Source organism: Thalassospira sp. UBA848, assembly GCF_002295455.1.
Classification (GTDB): domain Bacteria; phylum Pseudomonadota; class Alphaproteobacteria; order Rhodospirillales; family Thalassospiraceae; genus Thalassospira.
In genome coordinates this window covers 1-22,363 of record NZ_DBGS01000058.1, presented here as the reverse complement: position 1 = coordinate 22,363, position 22,363 = coordinate 1, and the positions used below count along the sequence as shown (strand labels likewise).

The window sequence follows — 22,363 nt, the reverse complement described above, 5'->3', positions numbered from 1 at the left end:
TCGGTCAGCGGGGCGTCGCCGACGACCTCAAGCGGCTTGATGGCATCACCACCGGAAAACTCCATGTAGTGTTCCTTGCCGTTACGCCAGATGCGCAATTTGAGCAGGGTGGAAAGCGCGTTCACCACCGACACACCCACACCGTGCAGACCGCCGGAAACCTTATAGGAGTTCTGGTCGAACTTACCGCCGGCATGAAGCTGGGTCATGATGACCTCGGCGGCGGAAACGCCTTCTTCCTTGTGCATGTCGGTCGGAATGCCACGCCCGTTATCACGAATGGTGGCAGAGCCATCGCCATTGAGCTGCACCCAAACGGTGTCACAGTGACCGGCCAGTGCCTCGTCGATTGCGTTATCGACGACTTCGTAGATCATATGGTGCAAACCGGTTCCGTCATCGGTATCGCCGATATACATGCCCGGGCGTTTGCGCACCGCCTCAAGGCCTTTGAGAACCTTGATCGATTCTGCACCATACTCCGGCGACGTTTCACCAGTGTTCGGCGTTTCTGTTTCGTTGGTCATAGGGTCACAACCTCGGCATTCACGGAGTGGTTTCAAGGGTCAGTGTGGCATCTTCCACGCGGAAGAATTGCGCACGACCGTCCAAACCTTCAAACAGCGCCCGGTCCGTGCCTGTCATCCAGGCCTGGACGCCAAGCGCCACGATTTCATCAAATAAATGGTTGCGGCGTTCTGCATCGAGATGCGCAACCACTTCGTCCAGTAACAGCAGCGGGCCAGCCCCGCGCGCCTTTGTCTGCAGGCGGGTATTGGCCATAATGATCGCCAGCAACAACGCCTTTTGTTCCCCGGTGGAACATTGATCTGCCGACTGGCCCTTTGCATCATGCCAGACCAGCAAATCACTGCGTTGCGGGCCAACAACAGCCCCGCCATAGGTCGCATCACGTCCACGTCCGTCGCGCAATGCGGCCCGCATTTTATCTTCGACCTCGACCGCGGGCAGGCTTTCCAGCCAATCTTCCAGATCGCCGGTCAACGCCAGGCGCGCAGCCGGAAACGGCCCGATGGCCATGGTCCCGGCCCGGCGCAGCCGTTCAAGCAATTCGCCGCGTGCCACGGCAACCGCAATGCCATGGCGGACCATTGAATCCTCGATCGAGGCCAGCCATTTGTCATCGCCCTTGCCTTCCTTAAGCAGTTTCGCGCGCGAACGCAGGCTGTGCTCATAGGCGGCAACGCGGCTGCTGTGATCGGGATCAAGGCCATAAACCAGCCGATCCAGAAAGCGCCTGCGTGCGGACGGACCATCAAGAAACAGTCGATCCATCTGGGGTGTCAGCCAGACCGCGGCACATACCCGGCCCAAGGCCGCCTGCCCGCGCTGGGTCTGCCCGTCAATCCGCACCGCACGACGTTCACGCCCCTGTTCAAGAGCCGCCGGATCAAGGCCGGTGCCAAGTTGGAACACCCCGTCGGGGGTTTCCATATCGGCCGAAACCGCCCAAGCAAGCGGGGCCCCGTTTTGGGTGGGCGGAACGCTGCGGGCCATTTCACCAAGCTTGGCACGGCGCAATCCACCGCCAGGTGCAAGAAGCGATACGGCTTCAAGCAGGTTGGTCTTGCCAGCCCCGTTTGGCCCGGTCAGCACGACCGGCGAGCTGTCGAGCGACAGACGCAGGCCTTCGTAACAGCGAAACTCGCTGAGCTGGATACGGGATACGGCAAGACGGCTTGTCATCGACACCCCGTCTTTTGGCATGAGGTTATTGGCAAGAGCAGCCACAGCGTATCGTGCTTACCGTCAAACACGCATCGGCATCAGAACGTACAATGCCGAAAGGTCGTCGGTGTCACGCAGAATGGTCGGGCTTGAACCGTCCGACATCAGAAGGTTAAGCGTATCGCCCTTAACCTGCTTGGCGATGTCGAGCAGATAGCGCGAGTTGAAACCGATCTCGATATCCTCGGCGTCGTAATTGATTTCGAGTTCCTCGGACGCGGTGCCGTGTTCAGGGCTTGATGCCGACAGGGTCAGGGTCGTGCCCGACAGAACAACCTTTACCGCGCGCGATTTTTCAATCGAGATGGCCGATACGCGATCAACAGCATCCGCAAAGGATTTGCATTCGATATCCAGCGTCTTGTCGTTGCCCGACGGAATGACACGTTCGTAGTCCGGGAAGGTGCCATCAATCAGTTTTGAGGTCAGAACCGCCTCGCCAAAGCCAAAGCGGATTTTGGTGTCTGACATTGCGATATCGACCGCCTCGCCGGTTTCATCAATCAGCTTGCGCAACTCGCCAATGGTTTTGCGCGGCACGATAACGCCCGGCATGTTTTCGGCACCTTCAGGCAGCGGCGCTTCGACGCGTGCCAGACGGTGACCGTCGGTTGCGACCGCGCGCAGGATCTTGGTGCCCTCGGCGTCGGTGGCATGGAAATAGATACCGTTGAGGTAGTAACGGGTTTCCTCGGTCGAGATGGCAAATTCGGCACGGTCGATCAGACCGCGCAGTTCGGCCGCAGCCAGACCGAAGCTGACCGGAAGGTCGCCACCAGACATGACCGGGAAATCATCGACCGGCAGAACCGCAAGGTTAAATTTCGAGCGACCGGCAGACAGGGTCAGGCGGCCTGCGCCCGGCTCAAGCGCGATTTGCACCTGAGAGCCTTCTGGCAGCTTGCGAACGATTTCATAAAGGGTATGGGCAGGGGTTGTGGTCGCGCCCGGTTCAGAGACCTCAGCCGTCGTGGTTTCGATGACTTCAAGGTCCATGTCGGTCGCGGTGAGCGAGAGACGATCATTCTCTGCCCGCAGCAAAATATTGGACAGAATCGGAATGGTGTTACGTCGTTCAACAACGCTTTGAACATGGGTCAGCGATTTCAACAGCGCCGCGCGTTCGATGGTCAGCTTCATGCCCGTCCTATCCGTCTGTCAGTATTTGTTTAACAAATTGATTTTTAATCAGTTTTCCTACCTGACCCACACCCTTTCGGGTGCGGAAGGGGCATTATAACATGCATACCGGGAAATCGAAGGATTTTTACGGCTTAAACCCAAGCAAATAAAAGGAGTCGGCGGACAAAAATATGCCTTGAACGCGCAAAGCGGGGCAAACCGCGCGACTCGCAGTTTTACTGATCAAATTCGGGGAAAAATCCAGCCAGATTCAAAAGCAAAATCCGCCGTGAGTTACGGCGGATTTCATCAAAATTCCCAGTCACTTGGCTATCAGTCAGACAACCAATCAGCTTTCAAGCATACGGCGCAAAAGATCGATATCTTCGCACAGGGACGGGTCCGTTCCGTGCAGTTCTTCGATCTTGCGTACAGCATGCATGACCGTGGTGTGGTCGCGCCCACCGAACTTGCGGCCGATTTCCGGCAGCGAGTGCGTGGTAAGCTGTTTGGACAGATACATTGCCACCTGACGCGGACGGGCCACAGCACGCGCACGACGGGCAGAATGCATGTCAGAAACCTTGATGTTGAAATGTTCTGCCACGCGCTTCTGGATTTCCTCAATCGAAACGCGGCGCTCGGACGCACGCAGAACGTCATGCAGAATGTCCTGAACCATCTCCAGCCCGATTTCACGCCCCACAAGCTGGGCATGCGCAATCACACGGTTCAGGGCCCCTTCAAGTTCACGCACGTTGGCCGTGATCTTGTGGGCAAGGAATTCCATAACCCGCTGGGGCAGCTCGACGCCCTGACGTTCTGCCTTGGCCTCCAGGATGCCCAGACGCAGCTCATAGGTCGTTGCGTGGATATCGGCGACAAGGCCGGATCCCAGCCGCGAGCGCAGGCGCTCCTCGATATCTTCAAGGTCAGACGGTGACTTGTCAGCCGAAACAATGATCTGACGCCCCTGGTCAACCAGCGCATTGAAGGTGTGGAAGAATTCTTCCTGGGTTGAATCCTTGCCCGAGATGAACTGGACATCATCAACCATCAGCACATCGACCGAACGGAACTGGTCCTTGAAATCAACCGTGTTCTTGTCGCGCAGCGCCCGGATGAAGCGGTACATGAATTTCTCGGCCGAGAGATAAATCACCGTGCGGTGCGGCTGCGTGCGGCGGATATGCCAGGCAATCGCATGCATCAGGTGGGTTTTACCAAGACCAACCCCGCCATACAGGAAAAGCGGATTGAACGGGACCGATTCGGCTTCTGCCAAACGACGCGCGGCGGCATAGGCGAACTCGTTGGGTTTGCCCAAAACGAAATTGTCGAATGTGTAGCGCGGGTCCAGTGCTGCCGAAATGCCGTCATCGGACATGCTGGCGATTGCGGTACGACCCGATCTTGCGGGCTGACACGGTGACGCAACAACGTTTTCGCGGGACTCGTTATTACGTGCAGATTTGGCGCGCGACCCGGATGCGGGCGCAGCAGCCGCAGAGGAATTTTTGGAGGTTGATGCGGCTGAACCGGCCTGTGCGGCAGCCGCAGACACGATGTTGATTTCAACGAAATGCACATCGGGATCTTCGGAATGCCAGAATTTCTGGATGCGGTCGAGATAGTGCTGTGTAACCCAATCACGCATGGCGCGGGTCGGCGCACCAAGGCGCGCAACACCGGCTTCAACCGCGATCAGGCCAACCGGCTCAAGCCAGTAACGATAGGCTGTGGCGCCAAATTCGGCGCGCAGCTTTTCGCGTACGACTTGCCAGGTTGCAACTGCATGATCATCAAGTGCTGCGTGCTCGTCACCCGCAATCCCCCCTTTGGATTGACCCAGTGCCGATTGTGTGTCCCTCACGGCGTGCTGCACTGTAAGAACCTTTCCCCGAATTTCCCTATTTCACCACGACAAAGACCGCAAAAGACAAAACAGTACCGTCTCGCGTTGATCATCGCTTTGATCAACACGCTGGCCTTCCACATCATCAGGGAAGTGTACTCGCGCCTTTTGTTTTTTGGTTCTTCGTTGCCAGTCGCTTTGCGCGACCTGCAAAGTCCAAACACTGTACTGATGTGACCCACATCAGGCAAGGCGATCTTTAACAGAACGTTAAAAGGATTTCGCCACCGCAACGGTCCTTATTTTCTGCGGTTTCTTGCACCCGCGCAATCAAGGAACAAAAGGTGATTCTGCGAAATCCGGGCAGCGAAAAGGCCGCACCAGAGGTGCGGCCTTCGACTCGCCATCCCGTAAGGGATAAATTAAAGCGCCTTGATGCGTGCAGCCAGACGCGAAACCTTGCGAGCAGCGGTGTTCTTGTGCAGAACGCCAAGCTGTGCGCCACGTGCCAGTTCCGGCTCGGCGATTTTCATCGCAGCCTGAGCAGCATCTTTGTCGCCAACGTTCAGCGCAGCCTCGACCTTCTTAACGAAGGTACGAATGCGACCGATACGTGCACCATTTACTTCTGCACGTGCGGCGTTGCGGCGAATGCGCTTCTTGGCCGATTTATGGTGAGCCATTGCGAACCTGTCTCTTCAAACAAATGTTACGTAATTCGGAGCGCGGCTTATAGCTCCGTCCGAAACCCTCGTCAACCCCCGATACCGCCATAACGCCTCAATTTCTGCGGCTTCGGACTCTTTTGCCCCGCAAGGCAGATATGTGCACGCGGAATCAGGGGTCAAGTTGCCCGGTGATTAAACAATCAACGGTGCTTGAAATCGGCTTTGCGCTTCTCGCCAAAGGCTTTCATGCCCTCGGCCCGGTCTTCGAGGGCGAAGGTCGAATGGAATTCGCGGCGCTCGAACATCAGGCCTTCGGTCAGGGTCATCTCAAAGGCCTTGTTGACCGATTCCTTGACCTTCATCGACACCGGACCGGAGAAGGAGGCGATCTTTTCGGCAAGCTGCATGGCTTCGTTCATAAGCGAGTCGGCCGGGACGATTCGCGCAACCAGACCGGCGCGTTCGGCTTCCTCGGCATCCATCATGCGCCCGGTCAGGCACATTTCCATGGCCTTGGCCTTGCCCACCGCGCGGGTCAGGCGTTGTGTCCCGCCTGCACCGGGGATGGTGCCGATGGTGATTTCCGGCTGACCGAACTTGGCGGTGTCAGCCGCAATCATGATGTCGCACATCATGGCCATTTCACAGCCACCACCCAACGCGAATCCGGCGACCGCAGCAATGGTGGGCTTGCGGCACGAGGCCACCCGGGTCCAGCCCTTGGTGATGAAGTCGTTTTTATAGACATCCATATAGTCGTAATCGGCCATTTCCTTGATGTCGGCCCCGGCAGCAAAGGCCCGTTCCGACCCGGTAATGACAATCGCACGGATTTCTTCATCGGATTCGAAATCATCGAGTGCCGCACCGATATCCTTGATCAGCGCATCACACAGCGCATTGAGCGCCTTGGGGCGGTTAAGCGTGATCAGGCCGACATTGCCCTTTTTCTCGACGATGATGTTTTCATAAGACATGCAAGTGATCCTTTTATCGCTGTTCGGCCCGCTGATCCCGATGCAGGATTCCATGGCGTTGTCGGGCCGATTCGGCTGAAACCATATTTTGATACTGTTTTACCGATTTTGGCCGCACGCCGCAACCAGACGTGTCATGGATTGCACCGCGTTTTCAAATGATGACGCCCGTATGCATCACCCACCTGCCAAGATGCCGCTACGGCAGTCTGGCAAAAGCCCGGGACAGATCGTGTGACGCCCCAAAGAAGGTTTCGTGCCGGTGCTATTTTTGGCAGCTGGGGCAGAAGAAGGTCGATCGCCCGGCCTGGACGATGCGTTCAACGGTGGCGTCACAGCCATCCGCAATGCAGGTTTCGCCTTCACGGCCATAGACACGGAAATTGTGCTGGAAATAGCCGAGCTCGCCGTCGCTTTGGCGATAGTCCTTAAGGCTTGATCCGCCCGCGGCAATCGCATCTTCCAGCACAAGGCGGATTTCACGATAAAGACGGTCAATCTCGCCAGGTTTGAGATCCTTTGCGAGACGGTCCGGTGCGATGCCAGCCCGAAACAGCGCCTCGCAGACATATATATTGCCCAGACCGGCCACCAGTTTCTGATCCAGCAGAACCGTCTTGATCGGGCTTGCCCGTTTGGCGATGCCAACCCCCAGAACGGCGGCGTTAAAGGCATTTCCAAGTGGTTCGGGCCCGATGCCGGCCAGCATTTTGTGGGTGGCGACCTCGTCACCATGGATCAGGGTAATGACCCCAAAGCGCCGCGGATCGTTAAACCGCACCACCGCCCCGTCCGCCATGACAAAATCGACATGATCATGCTTGCCGGGTTCAGGCACGCCGACATTCGGGTCATTATGGATGGTCATGCGCCCGGACATGCCAAGATGGACCAGCAACACCTGCCCGTCATCAAGATAGCCAAGGATATATTTCGCGCGCCGGGTCAGTTGATTGATCTTGCGCCCGGCCATGCGATCAACAAAACCCTCCGGGAAGGCAAAACGCAGGTTTGCGCGCCGCTGCACGACATGATCGACAACCTGTCCTTCCATGACGGGTATCAGACCACGGGTGACTGTTTCGACCTCTGGCAATTCGGGCATATCTGGAACTCATAAAAAGAACGGTGTGTGACTTTTAGACTACGGCTTGCGCGCAATTCAACGACTGAAATCGATCCGACTGGACGTAAGGATGCAAAGCCATATGATGTGCGCTGTTTTGACAGGCTGCATCGCCCCCAACGTGTGGTCGCGCCCCATTTAGAAAGCTCGCCGATGGAATTTGGTTTTGAACTTCTTGCAATCCTGTTTGCCGTTGCCGCCCTTGCCGGCTTTGTCGACGCAATTGCCGGGGGTGGCGGTCTGATCACCATTCCGGCCCTGCTGTGGGCGGGCGTCACCCCGGCGCAGGCGCTGGCAACCAACAAGCTTCAGGGCAGTTTTGGCAGTTTCAGTGCGTCCCTTAACTTCATTCGCAAGGGTCATGTTCATCCGCGCGACATGGTTCTGGCAATTGTCCTGACCTTTGCCGGGTCGGCTTTGGGTACAGTTCTGGTCCAGATGCTTGATCCGGGCATTCTGATGACCATCCTGCCCGCACTTTTGATCCTGATTGCGCTGTATTTCCTGTTTTCACCCCGCGTGGGCGACATTGATGCCCATCAGATCATCGGCAAGACAACATTCGCCTTTACCGCCGGTTTCGCCATCGGGTTTTATGACGGTTTCTTTGGACCGGGCACCGGATCGTTCTTTTCCATCGCCTTTGTCGCCCTGCTTGGCTTTAATATGACCAAGGCAACCGCCCATACCAAGATCCTCAACTTCACCTCGAACTTTGCGTCGCTTGTGATGTTTATTGCCGGGGGCGAGGTCGTGTGGATTGTTGGTGGCGTAATGGCGGTTGGCGCATTGATCGGTGCGCAGATCGGATCGCATATGGTGATGAAGGTGGGGGCGCGTCTGGTGCGACCGCTTTTGGTCGTCACCTCTATCGCGATTTCAATCAAGCTGATCATCGATCAGTACGGATCAACCATCAGCCACAGCTGGGATCAGATGCGCCACTGGATCGGTTAAGGAAAACAACACCGGACATACAGAAAACCCGTCAGCCATTTGGATGACGGGTTTTGTATTGGATCAGGCAACTTTTCAGGCACTGGCACCGTTTTCGACAAGGACTTCGTCCCGGCGATCCAGCAGGTGACTCCAGACCGTGAAGAGCAAAGCCAGCACCGCAATCGCGGCGCCAAGCCACGGGATGTGCTGATAGGAAACACCCTGGGTAATGGCAATGCCGCCAAACCACGCACCCGCCGCATTGCCAAGGTTAAAGGCCCCCTGATTAAGGGTTGATGCAAGGTTGGGCGCATCGGATGCCTCGTTCACCACGCGCATCTGAAGCGGGGAAACCAGGGCAAAGGCAACCACCCCCCACAACATCACGGTTGCAACTGCCGGAATCACTGATGTCAGCGTTTCGGTAAAGGTCGCAAGGATCGCAATCAGCAAGACAAAGGCAATGATGACGGCCGGCATCAAACGCCAGTCACCCAGACGCCCGCCGATGTAATTGCCCAAGGTCAGACCAACCCCGAACAGCAACAGCACATAGGTCACCTGACGCGGGGTGATGCCGGTAATTTCCTGAAGCATCGGGGTGATATAGGTAAAGACACTAAACATGCTGGCAGAGGCCAGCACCGAAATCAGCATGGCCAGCAAAACCTGGGTTTTGCCAAGCGACTTTGCTTCGAGCCACAGGCTGCCCGTGGATGCGGCGATCTTGCGCGGCAGGGCGAAATAAAGCGCGCTGGCGGCAAAGATGCCAATGGCGACCACCGCCCAGAAGGTCGAGCGCCAACCAAGTTCCTGTCCAAGGGCGGTGCCAAACGGCACACCCAGCACATTGGCCAGTGTCAGACCGGAAAACATCAGGGCAATGGCCTGCACGCGTTTATGCGGGGCGACAAGGTTTGAGGCGACAACAGCCCCCAATCCGAAGAACGCACCATGGCAAAATGCCGTGACCACACGCGCCATCATCAAAAGCCAGTAGTCGGGCGCAATCGCACACAGGAAATTGCCGAAAATAAAGATGGAAATCAGCAGCAGCAAAGCACGCCGGCGATCCATCCGTGCCGTGGCGATCGCCAGAAACGGCGCGCCAAAAGTCACACCAAGGGCATAGCCCGTCACCAGCAACCCGGCATCGGGGATGCTTACACCAAGATCAAGCGCCACATCGGGCAAAAGCCCCATGATGACAAACTCGGTCGTGCCAATCCCGAATGACGCAAGGGCGAGCGCAAGAATCGGCAGGTTCCCGAAAAATCCGGGGCGGGTGGTGATATCGGTCATGTCAGACTATCCAGATCAACGCCGGCGCGGGTGGCGCGGGTGGCGCGGCCAACGTTTTGTGCAACTGCGAGATACGCATCATGTATCAATTCTTGAAACGATTCAATTCTGGGATACCACAGTGCGCAAATCCATCGCGAAATTTGCATGGCAGCTTGTCATCCCCTGATCGGAAACCGGACAAGCTACGCGCATTAAGGGGCTGGCATCTGGATCAGGAAAGTTCAGCGACGATCTTTTGCGCCGCCGCAACCGGATCATCGGCCTTGGTGATCGGACGACCAATCACCAATACGTCACTGCCCATGGCAACCGCATCCGCCGGCGTCACAATGCGTTTCTGATCATCACTGGTTGCCCAAGCCGGTCGAATACCCGGTGTGATCAGTTTGAAGTCCGGGCCAAGGGCCTTGCGCACCGGGGTGATTTCCTGTGCGGAGCATACAACCCCGTCCAGACCGGCCTTTTGGGTCAGTTCGGCCAGTTTGACCACGCGTTCTTCAATCGGGCCCTTGAGGCCGACATCATCAAGATCACCCTGATCCATGCTGGTCAGGATGGTGACAGCAATCACCCATGGCACCTCAACCCCGGCCTTGTCGGCGGCTTCGCGCGCCGCATCACCGGCACGTTTCATCATTTCCAGACCACCGGCGGCATGGACATTCACGATCCGAAGCCCCAGCGGCGTAACCGCACGGATGGCACCGGCCACTGTATTGGGGATGTCGTGATATTTGACATCAAGAAAGATCGGCATGCCTGCCTTGGCAACAGCCCGAACCCCTTGTGGCCCGTGGGCGGCGAAGAATTCCTTGCCCAGCTTTGCCCCGCCAATCACGCCAGACAGGCTGGACGCCAGATTGATCGCATGATCGAGATCGGTGGTATCAATCGCGCAGAAAATGCGGTCTTTGGCGGCAAGGGTCTGGGTCATGCGGTCCTCCATCAAGCGGGCATTGGGTTGGCAGTGGGCGAGGTTAGGTCGGCCCAGATCTGTCAGGATGGCTGATAGATTTGCCTTTGCGGGCGGACCGGACATGGCTTAGCCGATTTGTGTAAAAAGGCCAATGTCAAATCCGACCCTTGCCCCGCAAGGGCGCCATGCGCCAGAAGCCCGCGGCTTGTGGTTTGTTTGGGCAAGACAGCAAAAGGGCCCCGAAACGGAGCCCTTTGACGTGATCAGCTGTGGCCAATGGCCTTTTGATCGCTATTGGGTGTGGTGTGCGTGGTGTCATCGGTTTTGATGCGCTTAAGTTCGCTATCCATACGCCGTGCGGCACGGCGGTGCTTACCCTGGAGCAACCATTCAAAGGCAAAGCCGATGCCAAGCCCGATCAAAAGCGCGACCATGATCGGCAGGAACAGCGGCAGGTCGACTTCAAACGGCAACGGCCAGAGAGAAATCGTTACCAACGCCCGGTTGGAAACAGCAAAAACCGCAATCAACACGGCAAGCGGAATGGAAATAATCCAGTACAGGAAGCGCATTACTTAGCTCCTTGTGCCGCCCCCAGGCCATCCCCGCAAAGGATGGCTCAGGACCCGGCAATAGGTCACGTTTGATGATCAGTCAGATCAGTATGGGGCAAGAACCGGACAAAAGCCATGGCGACAGTCACACAGTTTTTGTGTGTTGCGCGCCGACCAGATCGGGCAGGTTGCGGGTGACGCAGGTGCGATACGCGCCCAATCGCCGGTCAGACAAGATCAGGCAGGAATCAGTTCAAACGTTCGCGAAGCTGTTTGCCGGTTTTGAAATAGGGAACCTTTTTCTCACCGACAGGGACGGCATCCCCGGTACGCGGATTACGCCCGATACGGGCATCGCGCTGTTTGACGGAAAATGCGCCAAAGCCGCGAAGCTCGACCCGGTCGCCACGCGCAAGCGCATCAGTGATCTCGTCAAAGATCGTGGCAACAATCCGTTCAACGTCGCGCTGATAGAGATGCGGATTCATCTCGGCAAGGCGGGCGATCAATTCAGATTTTGTCATTTCCAGGCCCCATCCTGTTGATGCTGACAGTCTCACTCAACCACGGATTAGATTATGTGTCAGAAAAGCTCTCATTCAGGTTGCCAGACCGCCAGCAAACCGTCAAGTTTAAGCCCCTCAGATGACAGCACTTTTCCAAGGTTTCCCTCAAGAACAGCACTCATCAAATCGTCTTCCGGGTACTCGATCTCAAGTGGCACTACCTGTGCATCCGTCGTGACACCGGCTTCTTCCTCAAGCCAGCGCAAGGCTTCACGACGGCCTCCAATTTCGTCAATCAATCCGTTCGCGACTGCCTGCTGACCGGTATAGACACGGCCATCGGCAAGAGTCGTAACGGTATCCACCGACATGTCGCGGCGGGTCGCGACCATTTCAACAAACACGTCAAACATGTCCGAAATCAGGCCCTGCATGGCCGATTTTGCAACATCATCAACGGGTTCGAACGGATTGGGTGCCGCTTTAAGCGGACCGCTTTTTACCGTCAGCGGTTCGACGCCAAGCTTTTCAAGCGTTCCATTGAAATTCATCGACTGGAAAATCACCCCGATCGAGCCGGTAATCGTGCCACGGCGCGCAATGATATGGTCTGCGGCAATCGCGGCCATATAACCGCCGGATGCGGCAACCGTACCCATTTCAGCGACAATCGGGCGGGTTTCGCCAATGCGACGCAACGCCTCAAACAGCGTTTCACCACCAACCATGGTGCCGCCCGGGCTGTTGATATGGACAATCACACCGACAACGTCGCTGTCTTCCTCAATCGTGCGCAGCGCATCAAGAAGATAGGGATCTTCGGTGATCACGCCTTCAACGGTGACTTCGACAATCCGGGGCCCAAGGCCGCCCAGTACACTGTCCTTCACACCGGTGCCCGACAAGCCGACCACGATCGCCGCAAGCACGGCAATCACCGCCATCACGCGCCAGCGAAAGACGGATTTTTTCAGTCGACGTCGATCCAGCAGGATATCGGCATCCAATGCCATCAGAGTGTTCCGGTTCTAATTGTTCAATCAAATACTTAACCGGGGTGATAACCCCGAAAACCACCTTTTCAAATGGTTTTTATCACGCCAGAAGGCAAGAACAAAAAGCGTTTAAAATCAAAATTTTCGCGAAATTCGCCGATATCGGCAGAGTCGGGCAAAAAATCCGCCCCATAAAGCCTGCGATATATAATCTGACGCAACATCCGGGCCCATCAGGCCTATGCGCCATTCACCGGTATCATCCACATCGGTGAATGTGTTCGGCACCATCAGCGCAAAAGAAAACGGGCCGCGCAATGCGCGACCCGTCTTTTCGTTCTGCAAAACTGCAGAGCGTATTTCGTCGGAGGGTGGCTTATTCGCCGCCTTCCTGCTTCTTGCGCAGAGCTTCGCCGAGGATGTCGCCGAGCGATGCGCCGCTGTCTGCCGAACCGTAATCCGCCATTGCTTTCTTCTCGTCAGCAACTTCAAGTGCTTTGACAGAGAGAGAAACCTTGCGGGTTTTGGAATCGATTGCGGTGACGCGTGCGTCGACTTTTTCACCAACTGCAAAGCGTTCCGGACGCTGTTCAGAACGCTCGCGCGCCAGTTCAGCTTTACGGATGAAGCCTTTGAGTTCGGTGTCGCCAACAGAAACCTCGATGCCACCGTCGTTCACTTCGGTAACTTCACAGGTTACAGCTTCGCCACGCTTGATGCCGGTAACGGCTTCTTTGAACGGATCGCCAGCAAGCTGTTTGATGCCGAGCGAGATGCGTTCTTTTTCAACGTCAACGTCAAGAACCTTGGCTTTGACGATGTCGCCTTTTTTGTATTCCTTGATGACTTCTTCACCAGCACGGTCCCAGGACAGGTCCGAAAGGTGAGCCATACCGTCGATACCGCCCATGAGGCCGATGAACAGACCGAATTCGGTGATGTTCTTGACTTCGCCTTCGATCTCGGACTCGACCGGATGAGCTGCCAGGAAGGCATCCCACGGGTTCGAGGTGCACTGCTTGAGACCAAGCGAGATACGACGTTTCTGGGCATCGACGTCGAGCACCATGACTTCGACTTCCTGCGAGGTCGAAACGATTTTGCCCGGGTGGATGTTTTTCTTGGTCCAGGACATTTCGGAAACGTGGACCAGGCCTTCGACACCAGCTTCGAGTTCGACGAATGCGCCGTAATCGGTGATGTTGGTGACACGACCTTCGAACTTCGAACCGACCGGGTACTTGGCTTCAACGCCTTCCCACGGATCAGCTTCAAGCTGCTTCATGCCAAGCGAGATACGCTGGGTTTCGCTGTTGAAGCGGATAACCTGGACTTTAACAGTCTGGCCGATCTGAAGGGCTTCGGACGGATGGTTGATACGTTTCCAAGCGATGTCGGTAACGTGCAGCAGGCCGTCAACGCCGCCGAGATCGACGAACGCGCCGTAATCGGTGATGTTTTTGACAACGCCGTCAAGAACCTGACCTTCCTGAAGGTTCTGGATCAGTTCAGCACGCTGTTCTGCACGGGTCTCTTCGAGAACGGCACGACGCGAAACAACGATGTTGCCGCGCGAACGATCCATTTTCAGGATCTGGAACGGCTGCGGGTTGTTCATCAGCGGGGTAACGTCACGAACCGGACGGATGTCCACCTGGGAGCCCGGAAGGAACGCAACTGCGCCCGACAGGTCAACGGTGAAGCCGCCTTTAACACGACCAAAGATGGTGCCGTCGACGCGTTTGCCATCGGAGAACTGTTTTTCCAGCTCAACCCAAGCTTCTTCGCGGCGCGCTTTTTCGCGCGACAGGACGATCAGGCCATCCTTGTTTTCATAGCGGTCGACATAAACATCGACGGTATCGCCAATGTTTACTTCGCCGGTACCAAATTCTTTAAGCGGAACGCGGCCTTCGGATTTCAGGCCGACATCGACGATGGCATCATCGTCGGTTTTCTTAACGACCGAACCGGTCATTACGCGGCCGACAAAACCTTCGTCTTCCGAACCAAGGGTTTCAGCCAACAGGGCGGCAAAATCTTCGCCAGTTGAGAATTGTGCTTCTTCAGCGGTGGTCATAAACCAGACTTCCTTTCGAGTATCGTCACTGTATTCTGGCCAACCGGTTGTGTCCGGTGGTCTTTGCCGCAAAATTGCGGCGATTTGTCATTCACTGTTCAAACCCGAACGCATGCAAAGGCGAACCTTCCATACACGAAAAGGTGAACGCACAAGTCGTTCACCTTAGGAACAGGCCAAAGGACCGGTACCTCGGAATTGTTCAACGCCTGACGGTTAAAACGCCTTTTGATCAGTCATCCGCACCCATATGGGTATGGATATGTGCCATGACGGCATCGAACACTGCGTTGGCATTCAGACGATCCGTATCAATATGGATTGCGTCATCTGCCATCTTTAGCGGTGCGACATCGCGAGCACTGTCTCGGGCATCCCGTTCTTCAAGCTCTTTAAGAACGCGCTCGTATATAGCAGCGGGATTTTTTTCCTGCAACTGTTTGAACCGACGGTTTGCACGTTCTTCCACACTTGCTGTCAGGTAAAACTTGATCGGCGCGTCCGGACAAACCACGGTTCCGATGTCACGGCCATCCAATACAGCGCCGCGCTTCCCGCCCGGCGGCGTGCGGGCAAGGGTGCGCTGAAAATCCAGCAATACGGCGCGAACCCTTGGAATCGCTGCAACTTTTGAGGCAGCGGTGCCGACTTCCTCGCTGCGCAAGGCCTCGTCCTCGAGATCGGCGGCAGACAAGTTTTCGGCTGCAGAAACCGCGACGGCTTCATCGGCCGGGTCGCCATTTTCAGCCAGAACTTTTGCGCCGGTCGCACGATAAAGCAGGCCGGTATCAAGATAGGCATAGTCCATTGCGTCTGCGACTCGACGTGCCAAGGTCCCCTTGCCGGACGCGGCAGGCCCATCAATGGCGATGATCATATGGGGTCACTCCCTGTGATTATACTGCTGCTTATATGTAAGTGCTGATCGTGACTTATATATTGGTCGGCCTGATCAGGAATGCAGGGTAAATTTCGCGCCCATATCCGCCATCAAACCTTCGAAGTTGGGGAAGCTTGTCGCAATCGGGTTGGCATCATCAACCGCAACCGGCTTTTCTGCGCCAAGACCCAGAACGAGGAACGACATGGCAATGCGGTGATCAAGGTGGGTTTCCACCATGCCACCGCCCGGCACAACACCGCCGGTCACGATCAGATCATCACCTTCGATGCGATGGATCACGCCATTGGCTTCAAGACCTGCGGCAACAGCGGCCAGACGATCCGATTCCTTCACGCGCAATTCTTCAAGATCGCACATGCGGGTTTCACCGTCGGCATAGGCCGCGGCCACGGCCAGAACCGGATACTCATCGATCATGGATGGTGCACGTTCAGCCGGAACGACAATGCCCTTGAGCCTGTTCTTGCCGGTCACGACCAGATCGCCGATGGTTTCACCAGCTTCTTCGCGCTCGTTGGTAATCGTGATGTCACCGCCCATTTCAATCAGGGTGGTGATCAGGCCAGTGCGCAGCGGATTAAGACACACATCACGAATGGTGACGTGTGAGTCCGGATTGATCAGTGCGGCCACCATCGGAAATGCGGCCGAGCTCGGATCGGTCGGAACCACAATATCAGCCGCCTTCATTTCGACCGGGCCGGTCAGGCTGACCGTGCGGCCACCATCGTCATTGACCTTCACATCCACATCAACGCCAAAGTGACGCAGCATGCGTTCGGTATGATCACGCGACGGTTTGGGTTCGATCACGGTGGTTGTGCCTGTTGTGTTCAGACCGGCCAGCATCACAGCCGATTTCACCTGAGCGGATGCCATCGGCAGGGTATAGGTCACTGGCTTGGCCTCATCCGTGCCAATCACCGCCATTGGCGGACGGCCGCGATCACGGGTGATGAATTGCGCGCCAAATTCGGACAGCGGATCGGCAACACGCCCCATCGGGCGTTTGCAGAGTGACGCGTCGCCTGTGAAGAACGTTGTGATCGGATGGGTGGCAACAATGCCCGCCATCAGACGAATACCGGTGCCCGCATTGCCCATGTCAATCACGCTATCCGGTTCACGCAGCGCACCGACGCCAACACCGGTGACATGCCAGGTGCCATCTTCGTCGCGGATCACTTTGGCGCCAAGTTTGCGCATGGCATCCGCAGTTGCCAGAACATCTTCGCCTTCAAGCAAACCGGTAACCTTCGTCGTACCGATCGCCAGACCACCAAACATCAGGGAACGATGAGAAATAGATTTGTCACCCGGAACCCGGATATCACCCGAAAGCGGCCCGGCCTTGGCCGAGGAAAGCGGGCGTTTGGTTTGCGAAGAACTCATGGGCTCGTACCTGCCAGTCACTGTTTTATCATCAACAAAAAGGCTGATTGAAAAAGCGCTGCGCTGCGGCCATGTTTTCAGGCGCGCGCGGGCCTTTTAATCAGGGGACCAATGCTCTAGCACAAGCGGTTGGCACGCACCAGTATCGAACCCGAAATTCGGAATGGGAATTTGCACCAATGTGCGGCAGATTTATCCCATCTCACTGCCAAAGGGAAAATCGCGCAATTTCCTTTTGACAAGGGGCCGACAAGATGGCAATTGGGCCTTTCAGACAAGACGCTGTGCGCAGCCTTGCTGCGCTTTTGCGACACAAAGTCTTTTTCTTAATTGATAACGGTAATTAAGAGGATTTGCCGTAATGTCAGCACGCGGTAAGAAACGTCACTGCCTCGCCTGTGGTACCAAGTATTACGACCTGAACCGGACCCCGGTCGTCTGCCCGAAATGCAAGACGCCAGACGGGGTGACCAAGGTCAAGAAATCCGCTGTTGCCAAACCGGCACCGGAAGAAGACGAAGACGTCGATGACGTCAACGACCTTGATGATGATGTCGATGGCGATATCGACGAGGATATCCTCGAAGATGCATCTGATCTTGGCGAAGACGACGACGATCTGAACGAAGTATACGAGCACGTCGAATCAGACGACGACGATCGCTAAGAAATTTTGAAAAAGGGTCTTGCCAATATTTGGCGAACCTTCTAAATATGCGCCGCGCCGCAGAGCCTGTTTCATCAGACTGCGTCGCGGACAAAGTGGGGCCGTAGCTCAGTTGGGAGAGCGCTACAATGGCATTGTAGAGGTCGTCAGTTCGATCCTGATCGGCTCCACCATTCAAAACCCGTTGCCTTTGGCAACGGGTTTTGTCGTTTTAGGGTCTGACATACCCCATCATAACGACCACCAAGGGAGAGAAAGATGAGCAAAGTCTGGACCGTTTATTTGTCTGGCGAAATTCACAGCGACTGGCGCGAGCGCATTGAGACGGGTGTTGCAGAAGCCGGCCTTCCGGTCGATCTGGTCGCCCCTGTAACCGTGCATGAAGATTCCGATGATTGCGGCGTTGCCGTTTTTGGCGCGGAAGAAAACAAGTTCTGGCATGACCGCAAGGGCGCGCAGCTTAACGCCATGCGCACCAAGACGCTGCTGTCACAGTCTGATCTTGCCGTCATTCGCTTTGGCGAGAAATACAAGCAGTGGAACGCGGCCTTTGATGCCGGCTATGCCGCCGCCCTTGGCATTCCGTACATCACGCTTCATCCCGCCGAGCATGATCACGCGCTTAAGGAAGTCGATGGTGCGGCCAATGGTGTGGCGCGCGAACCCGAACAGGTGGTTGCGGCACTGGCCTATATCATCCGCGGTGATATGCCCAGATCATAGAACCGAACATAGAACCAGACCCCGCTGCCACGGGTAGCGGGGTCTGATTTCCTGGCGTCGGGGTGCCTCATATGCCAGTTTGCCGGGCCATCGGGCCTGACTGCCTGGCGGTTTGGTTGACCGACACCCGATGACTTGCGGACAGGTTGTCATGTATGGCGCGTGCGATCTTGTCGCCACTTTTACGCGCTGCGTCAAAGTACCCGGTGTAACCGGAACGATAGCCAGTGAACCAAAGACCGGGATTGTGACAGTCGGCCTCACCGGATGGATGAAACGGTTGCCCGTCTGATGAAACTGCGCCCAGGTGACTTAACAGCTTTTGCAATCCGGTGCGGTAACCCGTGGCAGCAATGACCACATCCGGCCGCACGCGTTTGCCATCGGCCAAAATCACATCATGCCCGTTAAACGCCCTGACATTTGCCACCGCGCGAAACCGACCTTTTTTCAAGGCATCGACAAATCCGTCATCAATCGCGAAGGCAATACCATCGCGCATCAGGCGTGTTCCGCCCCCATCAGGATGGGACGGCAATCCCAGTTTCGCCAAGTCGCCAAGGAAAAGCCGCTGGGTCAACCGAAACGCCCGATCAACAAGTGCGGTTGGCATCATGGCGAAACCGCGCGCCAGACGATGCAGCGGAAACCCGAAAACATGGGACGGCACCACAGCAGGTCCGTAGCGAACCGAGACTAGGACCTCGGCCGGGTTGTGTCGTGCAAGGTGGTTTAAAACATCCGAGCCCGAATTTCCGGCCCCTGCGACAAGAACCCGTTTGCCATCGAACTGCGCCACATCGCCAATATCGCGGGCATGCAGCAATGTTCCCTTGAAGGTGTCCTTGCCCCGCCAATCGGGGATATGCGGAATGCGATCCCGCCCGGTGGCGAAGACGACGTTCTTTGCCTGATAGACGGTATGTCGGGTTTCGACATGCCAGCCAAACACGCATCGCTTGATCGACAGGACCTCTGTGCTGAAGTCAATCGGCACATCGATATCGCTGGCGTAATCCTCTAGATAGGAAATGACGCTGTCACGTTTGAGAAAGACACCATCGACTGTCGGCGGCTTACGACCGGGCAGACATGCGAAATGCCGATGAATGTTCAGGCGCAAAGCCGGGTGGCGTTTGCGCCAGGGTTCGGCCACGCGGGTGTGAGCTTCGAGGATACGGGCCGAAACGCCACGCCGGGCAAGTGCCCTGGCACAAGCAAGCCCTGAAAGGCCCGCCCCAATAATCAGGACATCATCCTGTTTCACGGCTTCCATCATTTTTGTCCTTGGAATTCGGGGTCATCAAGTGTCTGAAAGTTGTGGCGCTGCGGGTGTCCCGTCAGGGGAGAGGAAACAAATGAGGGAGCGCACCGCAGACACCACTCAAAGCGCGGAAATGTTGCCAACAGCCAACATTTCACGGCTTATCCTCAGACCCGGCCAACAAAGTATGCGTTGATCGGATCATGGCTAAGGCGATGGGTTTCTAGCGATGAGAACCCGGCATTTGTCAGGTATTCCTGCGCGGTTTCAACACCCCACATTGCACCAAGACCGGGACCACCCTGACCGATGGAAATCGGTGTGCAATGCATGCTGGAAAGCGTGAAGAGCAGGGGCGCAAACGGGTTTTCGATGTTCTTTTCCAGATCCCGTGAACCACCGATATCCTGCATCAGGAATACACCGTCTTTTGCCAACGAAACCCGGATCATTTTCAGGAAACCTTGTGGGTCCTTTTGATCATGCACAGCATCAAAGGCCGTAATCAGATCAAAGGAACCAATGGAGTCCTGATCCGAAAGGTCTTTGGCGACAAAGAAAAGGTTATTGAGCCCCTTGTCACGGGCTTCAATCCTTGATGGCGCAAAGGCATCCTCACACAGATCGAAACCGGTAAAGGTGCTGTTGGGGAAGATTTCGGCAAGCTTCAGCATTGCCCGTCCCGCGCCACACGCAACATCCGCCACCTTGATCCCGGCCGTCAGTTTTTCATGCAAGCCCGGAACAATCGGCAAGATACCCGTTTCGAGATTGGCGACAACCAATTGCGCGCTGTCTTCGGCCATGACTTCATGGAAACGATTAAAATGACCGTAGTGAAGCCCCTCGCCGGATCCAAACCGGATCAGAATTTCGTCCTCTACCGACGCAGTGACACCGATGAACTGGCTGGTCACGGCAAGGTTATTCGGGGATGCAGCACGGGTTAAGAAGGCTGCGTGTTCACCGGGCAGCGTATAGGTCCGGGCCACCGGATCATAATCAACAACCTTGGCTGTCACCATGACACCAAGCCATTCACGAACATACCGTTCGCGGCAATTGGCCAGATCTGCCAGTTCGTACGAGGTTACGCCGGGGTTATCTGCCAACGTATCAAAAAGCCCCAGTCGATGCCCCACCGAGGTCATCAACACCATCGCTGCATCTGATAGGGCATCAACAAAACGGGTGGCGAAGGCTTCTGCCTTGGCTTCATCAAATGTCGTAATTTTTTCCTGAACAGTCATTTCGCTCTCCAACATCAATACGGCGTCGTTTGTGCGCCGCTTGCGAAGTGGGTATAGACGGCCCAACCAAAGGGTTGTAGAACGCAAAAAGACCAAACCGGTGATTATCAGACACATTTATGGGAAATGTTATGCAGATACAGATAAAAACGGTTGTTATCGGAAGCCCGCATGTTGGAACTGCTGTTGCTTTCTCGATTCTTGATGTGCTGGCTTCTGTTGGACGGGACTGGGAACTCCTGCATGGTGTCACTCCGTCTCCCAAACCATACTTTCAGGCGAGCCTGCGCACGCTGGACGGTGCACCATACCTTGACGTCAATGGCCGCAAAGTCACACCTGACGACCGTATTGATGCGGAACCGTTACCCGATCTCGTGATCGTTCCCGATATCCATGCAGACTTTTCGCAACCACTCCCAAAGGATTTGGCAGGGCTGGCGGACTGGATTGCAAAAATTCACGCCACGGGTGCAACAGTCACATCGATATGTTCAGGGACATTTTTGTTGGCGGCGAGCGGTGTTCTCGATGGCAAGGAAGCCACGACACACTGGGGAGTTGCCGATATCATATCATCCCAGTTTCCAGACATTCGCATTCGCAAGGAACGCATACTTTGCCCAGCCGGTGAGGGTCACAACCTCATCACAGCGGGCGGAGCATCTTCATGGGCTGATCTGATCCTGTATTTGATTGCACGACTTGTAGACCCTGAAGCCGCAAGACGGGTCGCCAAAGTATGGCTGCTGAACACACATAATGATGGCCAACTTAATTTTGCCTCTTTGGCCAATGCGCGCCAGCACGAAGACAAAATCATAACCAATGCACAAGTATGGCTTTCCGAGAACTACATGAAGGCATCGCCCGTCACAGAGGCTGTGGAACGCAGCGGGATGTCCGCACGCGGCTTTTTGCGCCGTTTCCGTCGGGCAACGGGCCAGTCGCCGGCCGAGTATATTCAATGCTTGCGCATTGAAGAGGCCAAGCAACTGCTTGAAACCACCCAAATGGCCATCGACGACATTGCAAACGATGTCGGGTATTCCGAACCATCAAGCTTCCGGTCTGCCTTCCGCAAACATGTCGGGATGTCTGCATCGGTTTATCGGCGCAAATGGCAGGCACTTAATGTTTCGGCGGCTAAGTGACTTTCGCCGCGGCAGAAACGGCAAAGGCCCGGATGCGCTTGATGGCTTCGCGAAGTTCTTCGTCGGGGACGGTAAGGGCAACGCGGATCAGGTTTTTGGCATTTTCGCCAAAAGAAGCGCCGGGCATGACGGCAACGTTTTGATCATCCAAAAGCCCCCAGGCGAACTCTTCGCCATTCATGCCGGTCGCACCGACATCAATCATGGCAAACATGCC

General features: G+C 55.9%; 22 protein-coding genes and 1 tRNA gene. 5 read left to right on the top strand and 18 right to left on the bottom strand.

Features of this window, described 5'->3' with window-relative positions; genetic code table 11:
• From B2R48_RS07725 to mutM, 7 genes are all read right to left on the bottom strand, one after another.
• A partial coding sequence (locus tag B2R48_RS07725; protein WP_296999268.1) for an ATP-binding protein occupies window positions 1-527 on the bottom strand: 527 nt, incomplete at its 3' end.
• Window positions 528-546: 19 nt separating this feature from the next.
• Complete coding sequence (gene recF, locus B2R48_RS07720) at window positions 547-1,707, bottom strand: DNA replication/repair protein RecF (RefSeq protein ID WP_296999269.1); 1,161 nt, start codon at window positions 1,705-1,707, stop codon at window positions 547-549.
• Between the two features lie 63 nt (window positions 1,708-1,770).
• Window positions 1,771-2,889, bottom strand: coding sequence for a DNA polymerase III subunit beta (dnaN, locus tag B2R48_RS07715; RefSeq protein ID WP_213475305.1), 1,119 nt, complete (start codon window positions 2,887-2,889; stop codon window positions 1,771-1,773).
• A 331-nt stretch (window positions 2,890-3,220) separates the two neighbouring features.
• Window positions 3,221-4,756 (bottom strand): chromosomal replication initiator protein DnaA, encoded by a 1,536-nt coding sequence (gene dnaA, locus B2R48_RS07710; RefSeq protein ID WP_084272127.1) that lies wholly within the window; start codon window positions 4,754-4,756, stop codon window positions 3,221-3,223.
• A gap of 392 nt (window positions 4,757-5,148) precedes the next feature.
• The gene (gene rpsT / locus B2R48_RS07705; protein WP_062957223.1) at window positions 5,149-5,409 is read right to left on the bottom strand and encodes a 30S ribosomal protein S20; all 261 of its coding nucleotides are present in this window, start codon (window positions 5,407-5,409) and stop codon (window positions 5,149-5,151) included.
• 185 nt (window positions 5,410-5,594) lie between these two features.
• On the bottom strand, window positions 5,595-6,371 hold the full coding sequence (locus tag B2R48_RS07700; protein ID WP_296999267.1) for an enoyl-CoA hydratase: 777 nt from the start codon (window positions 6,369-6,371) through the stop codon (window positions 5,595-5,597).
• Window positions 6,372-6,636: 265 nt separating this feature from the next.
• Window positions 6,637-7,476 (bottom strand): bifunctional DNA-formamidopyrimidine glycosylase/DNA-(apurinic or apyrimidinic site) lyase, encoded by an 840-nt coding sequence (gene mutM, locus B2R48_RS07695; protein ID WP_296999265.1) that lies wholly within the window; start codon window positions 7,474-7,476, stop codon window positions 6,637-6,639.
• A gap of 174 nt (window positions 7,477-7,650) precedes the next feature.
• On the opposite strand from mutM, the gene B2R48_RS07690 reads away from it, so the two are divergent.
• A complete protein-coding gene (locus tag B2R48_RS07690) occupies window positions 7,651-8,454 on the top strand; it encodes a TSUP family transporter (RefSeq protein WP_213475298.1) in 804 nt (267 codons plus the stop codon).
• Window positions 8,455-8,529: 75 nt separating this feature from the next.
• Here B2R48_RS07690 and B2R48_RS07685 read toward each other — a convergent pair whose 3' ends face one another.
• From B2R48_RS07685 to aroA, 8 genes are all read right to left on the bottom strand, one after another.
• Window positions 8,530-9,738 (bottom strand): MFS transporter, encoded by a 1,209-nt coding sequence (locus B2R48_RS07685; RefSeq protein WP_296999262.1) that lies wholly within the window; start codon window positions 9,736-9,738, stop codon window positions 8,530-8,532.
• Window positions 9,739-9,952: 214 nt separating this feature from the next.
• The gene (gene pyrF, locus B2R48_RS07680) at window positions 9,953-10,675 is read right to left on the bottom strand and encodes an orotidine-5'-phosphate decarboxylase (RefSeq protein WP_062957388.1); all 723 of its coding nucleotides are present in this window, start codon (window positions 10,673-10,675) and stop codon (window positions 9,953-9,955) included.
• A gap of 245 nt (window positions 10,676-10,920) precedes the next feature.
• Window positions 10,921-11,229 (bottom strand): LapA family protein, encoded by a 309-nt coding sequence (locus B2R48_RS07675; protein WP_062957218.1) that lies wholly within the window; start codon window positions 11,227-11,229, stop codon window positions 10,921-10,923.
• A gap of 230 nt (window positions 11,230-11,459) precedes the next feature.
• On the bottom strand, window positions 11,460-11,735 hold the full coding sequence (ihfB, locus tag B2R48_RS07670; protein WP_062957217.1) for an integration host factor subunit beta: 276 nt from the start codon (window positions 11,733-11,735) through the stop codon (window positions 11,460-11,462).
• A gap of 71 nt (window positions 11,736-11,806) precedes the next feature.
• Entirely contained in the window at window positions 11,807-12,730 is a 924-nt protein-coding gene (gene sppA / locus B2R48_RS07665; RefSeq protein ID WP_296999258.1) for a signal peptide peptidase SppA, read from the bottom strand.
• Between the two features lie 358 nt (window positions 12,731-13,088).
• Window positions 13,089-14,792: a 30S ribosomal protein S1 gene (gene rpsA, locus B2R48_RS07660; RefSeq protein ID WP_062957214.1), complete on the bottom strand. Its 1,704-nt coding sequence runs from the start codon at window positions 14,790-14,792 to the stop codon at window positions 13,089-13,091.
• 232 nt (window positions 14,793-15,024) lie between these two features.
• Window positions 15,025-15,669, bottom strand: coding sequence for a (d)CMP kinase (gene cmk / locus B2R48_RS07655; RefSeq protein ID WP_296999254.1), 645 nt, complete (start codon window positions 15,667-15,669; stop codon window positions 15,025-15,027).
• Window positions 15,670-15,744: 75 nt separating this feature from the next.
• Window positions 15,745-17,088, bottom strand: a complete 1,344-nt coding sequence (aroA, locus tag B2R48_RS07650) for a 3-phosphoshikimate 1-carboxyvinyltransferase (RefSeq protein WP_296999252.1) — start codon at window positions 17,086-17,088, stop codon at window positions 15,745-15,747.
• A gap of 361 nt (window positions 17,089-17,449) precedes the next feature.
• Between aroA and B2R48_RS07645 the strand changes: the two genes are divergently transcribed.
• From B2R48_RS07645 to B2R48_RS07635, 3 genes are all read left to right on the top strand, one after another.
• Window positions 17,450-17,755, top strand: a complete 306-nt coding sequence (locus tag B2R48_RS07645; protein ID WP_062957211.1) for an FYDLN acid domain-containing protein — start codon at window positions 17,450-17,452, stop codon at window positions 17,753-17,755.
• 97 nt (window positions 17,756-17,852) lie between these two features.
• A tRNA-Ala gene (locus B2R48_RS07640) sits at window positions 17,853-17,928 on the top strand.
• An 85-nt stretch (window positions 17,929-18,013) separates the two neighbouring features.
• Entirely contained in the window at window positions 18,014-18,478 is a 465-nt protein-coding gene (locus B2R48_RS07635; RefSeq protein WP_296999250.1) for a YtoQ family protein, read from the top strand.
• Window positions 18,479-18,545: 67 nt separating this feature from the next.
• Here B2R48_RS07635 and B2R48_RS07630 read toward each other — a convergent pair whose 3' ends face one another.
• A complete protein-coding gene (locus tag B2R48_RS07630) occupies window positions 18,546-19,754 on the bottom strand; it encodes a flavin-containing monooxygenase (protein ID WP_296999248.1) in 1,209 nt (402 codons plus the stop codon).
• 155 nt (window positions 19,755-19,909) lie between these two features.
• Window positions 19,910-20,992 carry a class I SAM-dependent methyltransferase gene (locus tag B2R48_RS07625; protein WP_296999247.1) on the bottom strand — a complete coding sequence of 361 codons (1,083 nt, stop codon included), beginning with the start codon at window positions 20,990-20,992 and terminating at the stop codon, window positions 19,910-19,912.
• A 131-nt stretch (window positions 20,993-21,123) separates the two neighbouring features.
• Between B2R48_RS07625 and B2R48_RS07620 the strand changes: the two genes are divergently transcribed.
• Window positions 21,124-22,146: a GlxA family transcriptional regulator gene (locus B2R48_RS07620; RefSeq protein ID WP_296999245.1), complete on the top strand. Its 1,023-nt coding sequence runs from the start codon at window positions 21,124-21,126 to the stop codon at window positions 22,144-22,146.
• Here the strand turns inward: B2R48_RS07620 and B2R48_RS07615 are convergent.
• Window positions 22,139-22,363: aminotransferase class I/II-fold pyridoxal phosphate-dependent enzyme (locus tag B2R48_RS07615; protein ID WP_296999243.1), on the bottom strand; the 225-nt coding region annotated here is incomplete at its 5' end. The two genes, B2R48_RS07620 and B2R48_RS07615, sit on opposite strands and share 8 nt — an antisense overlap.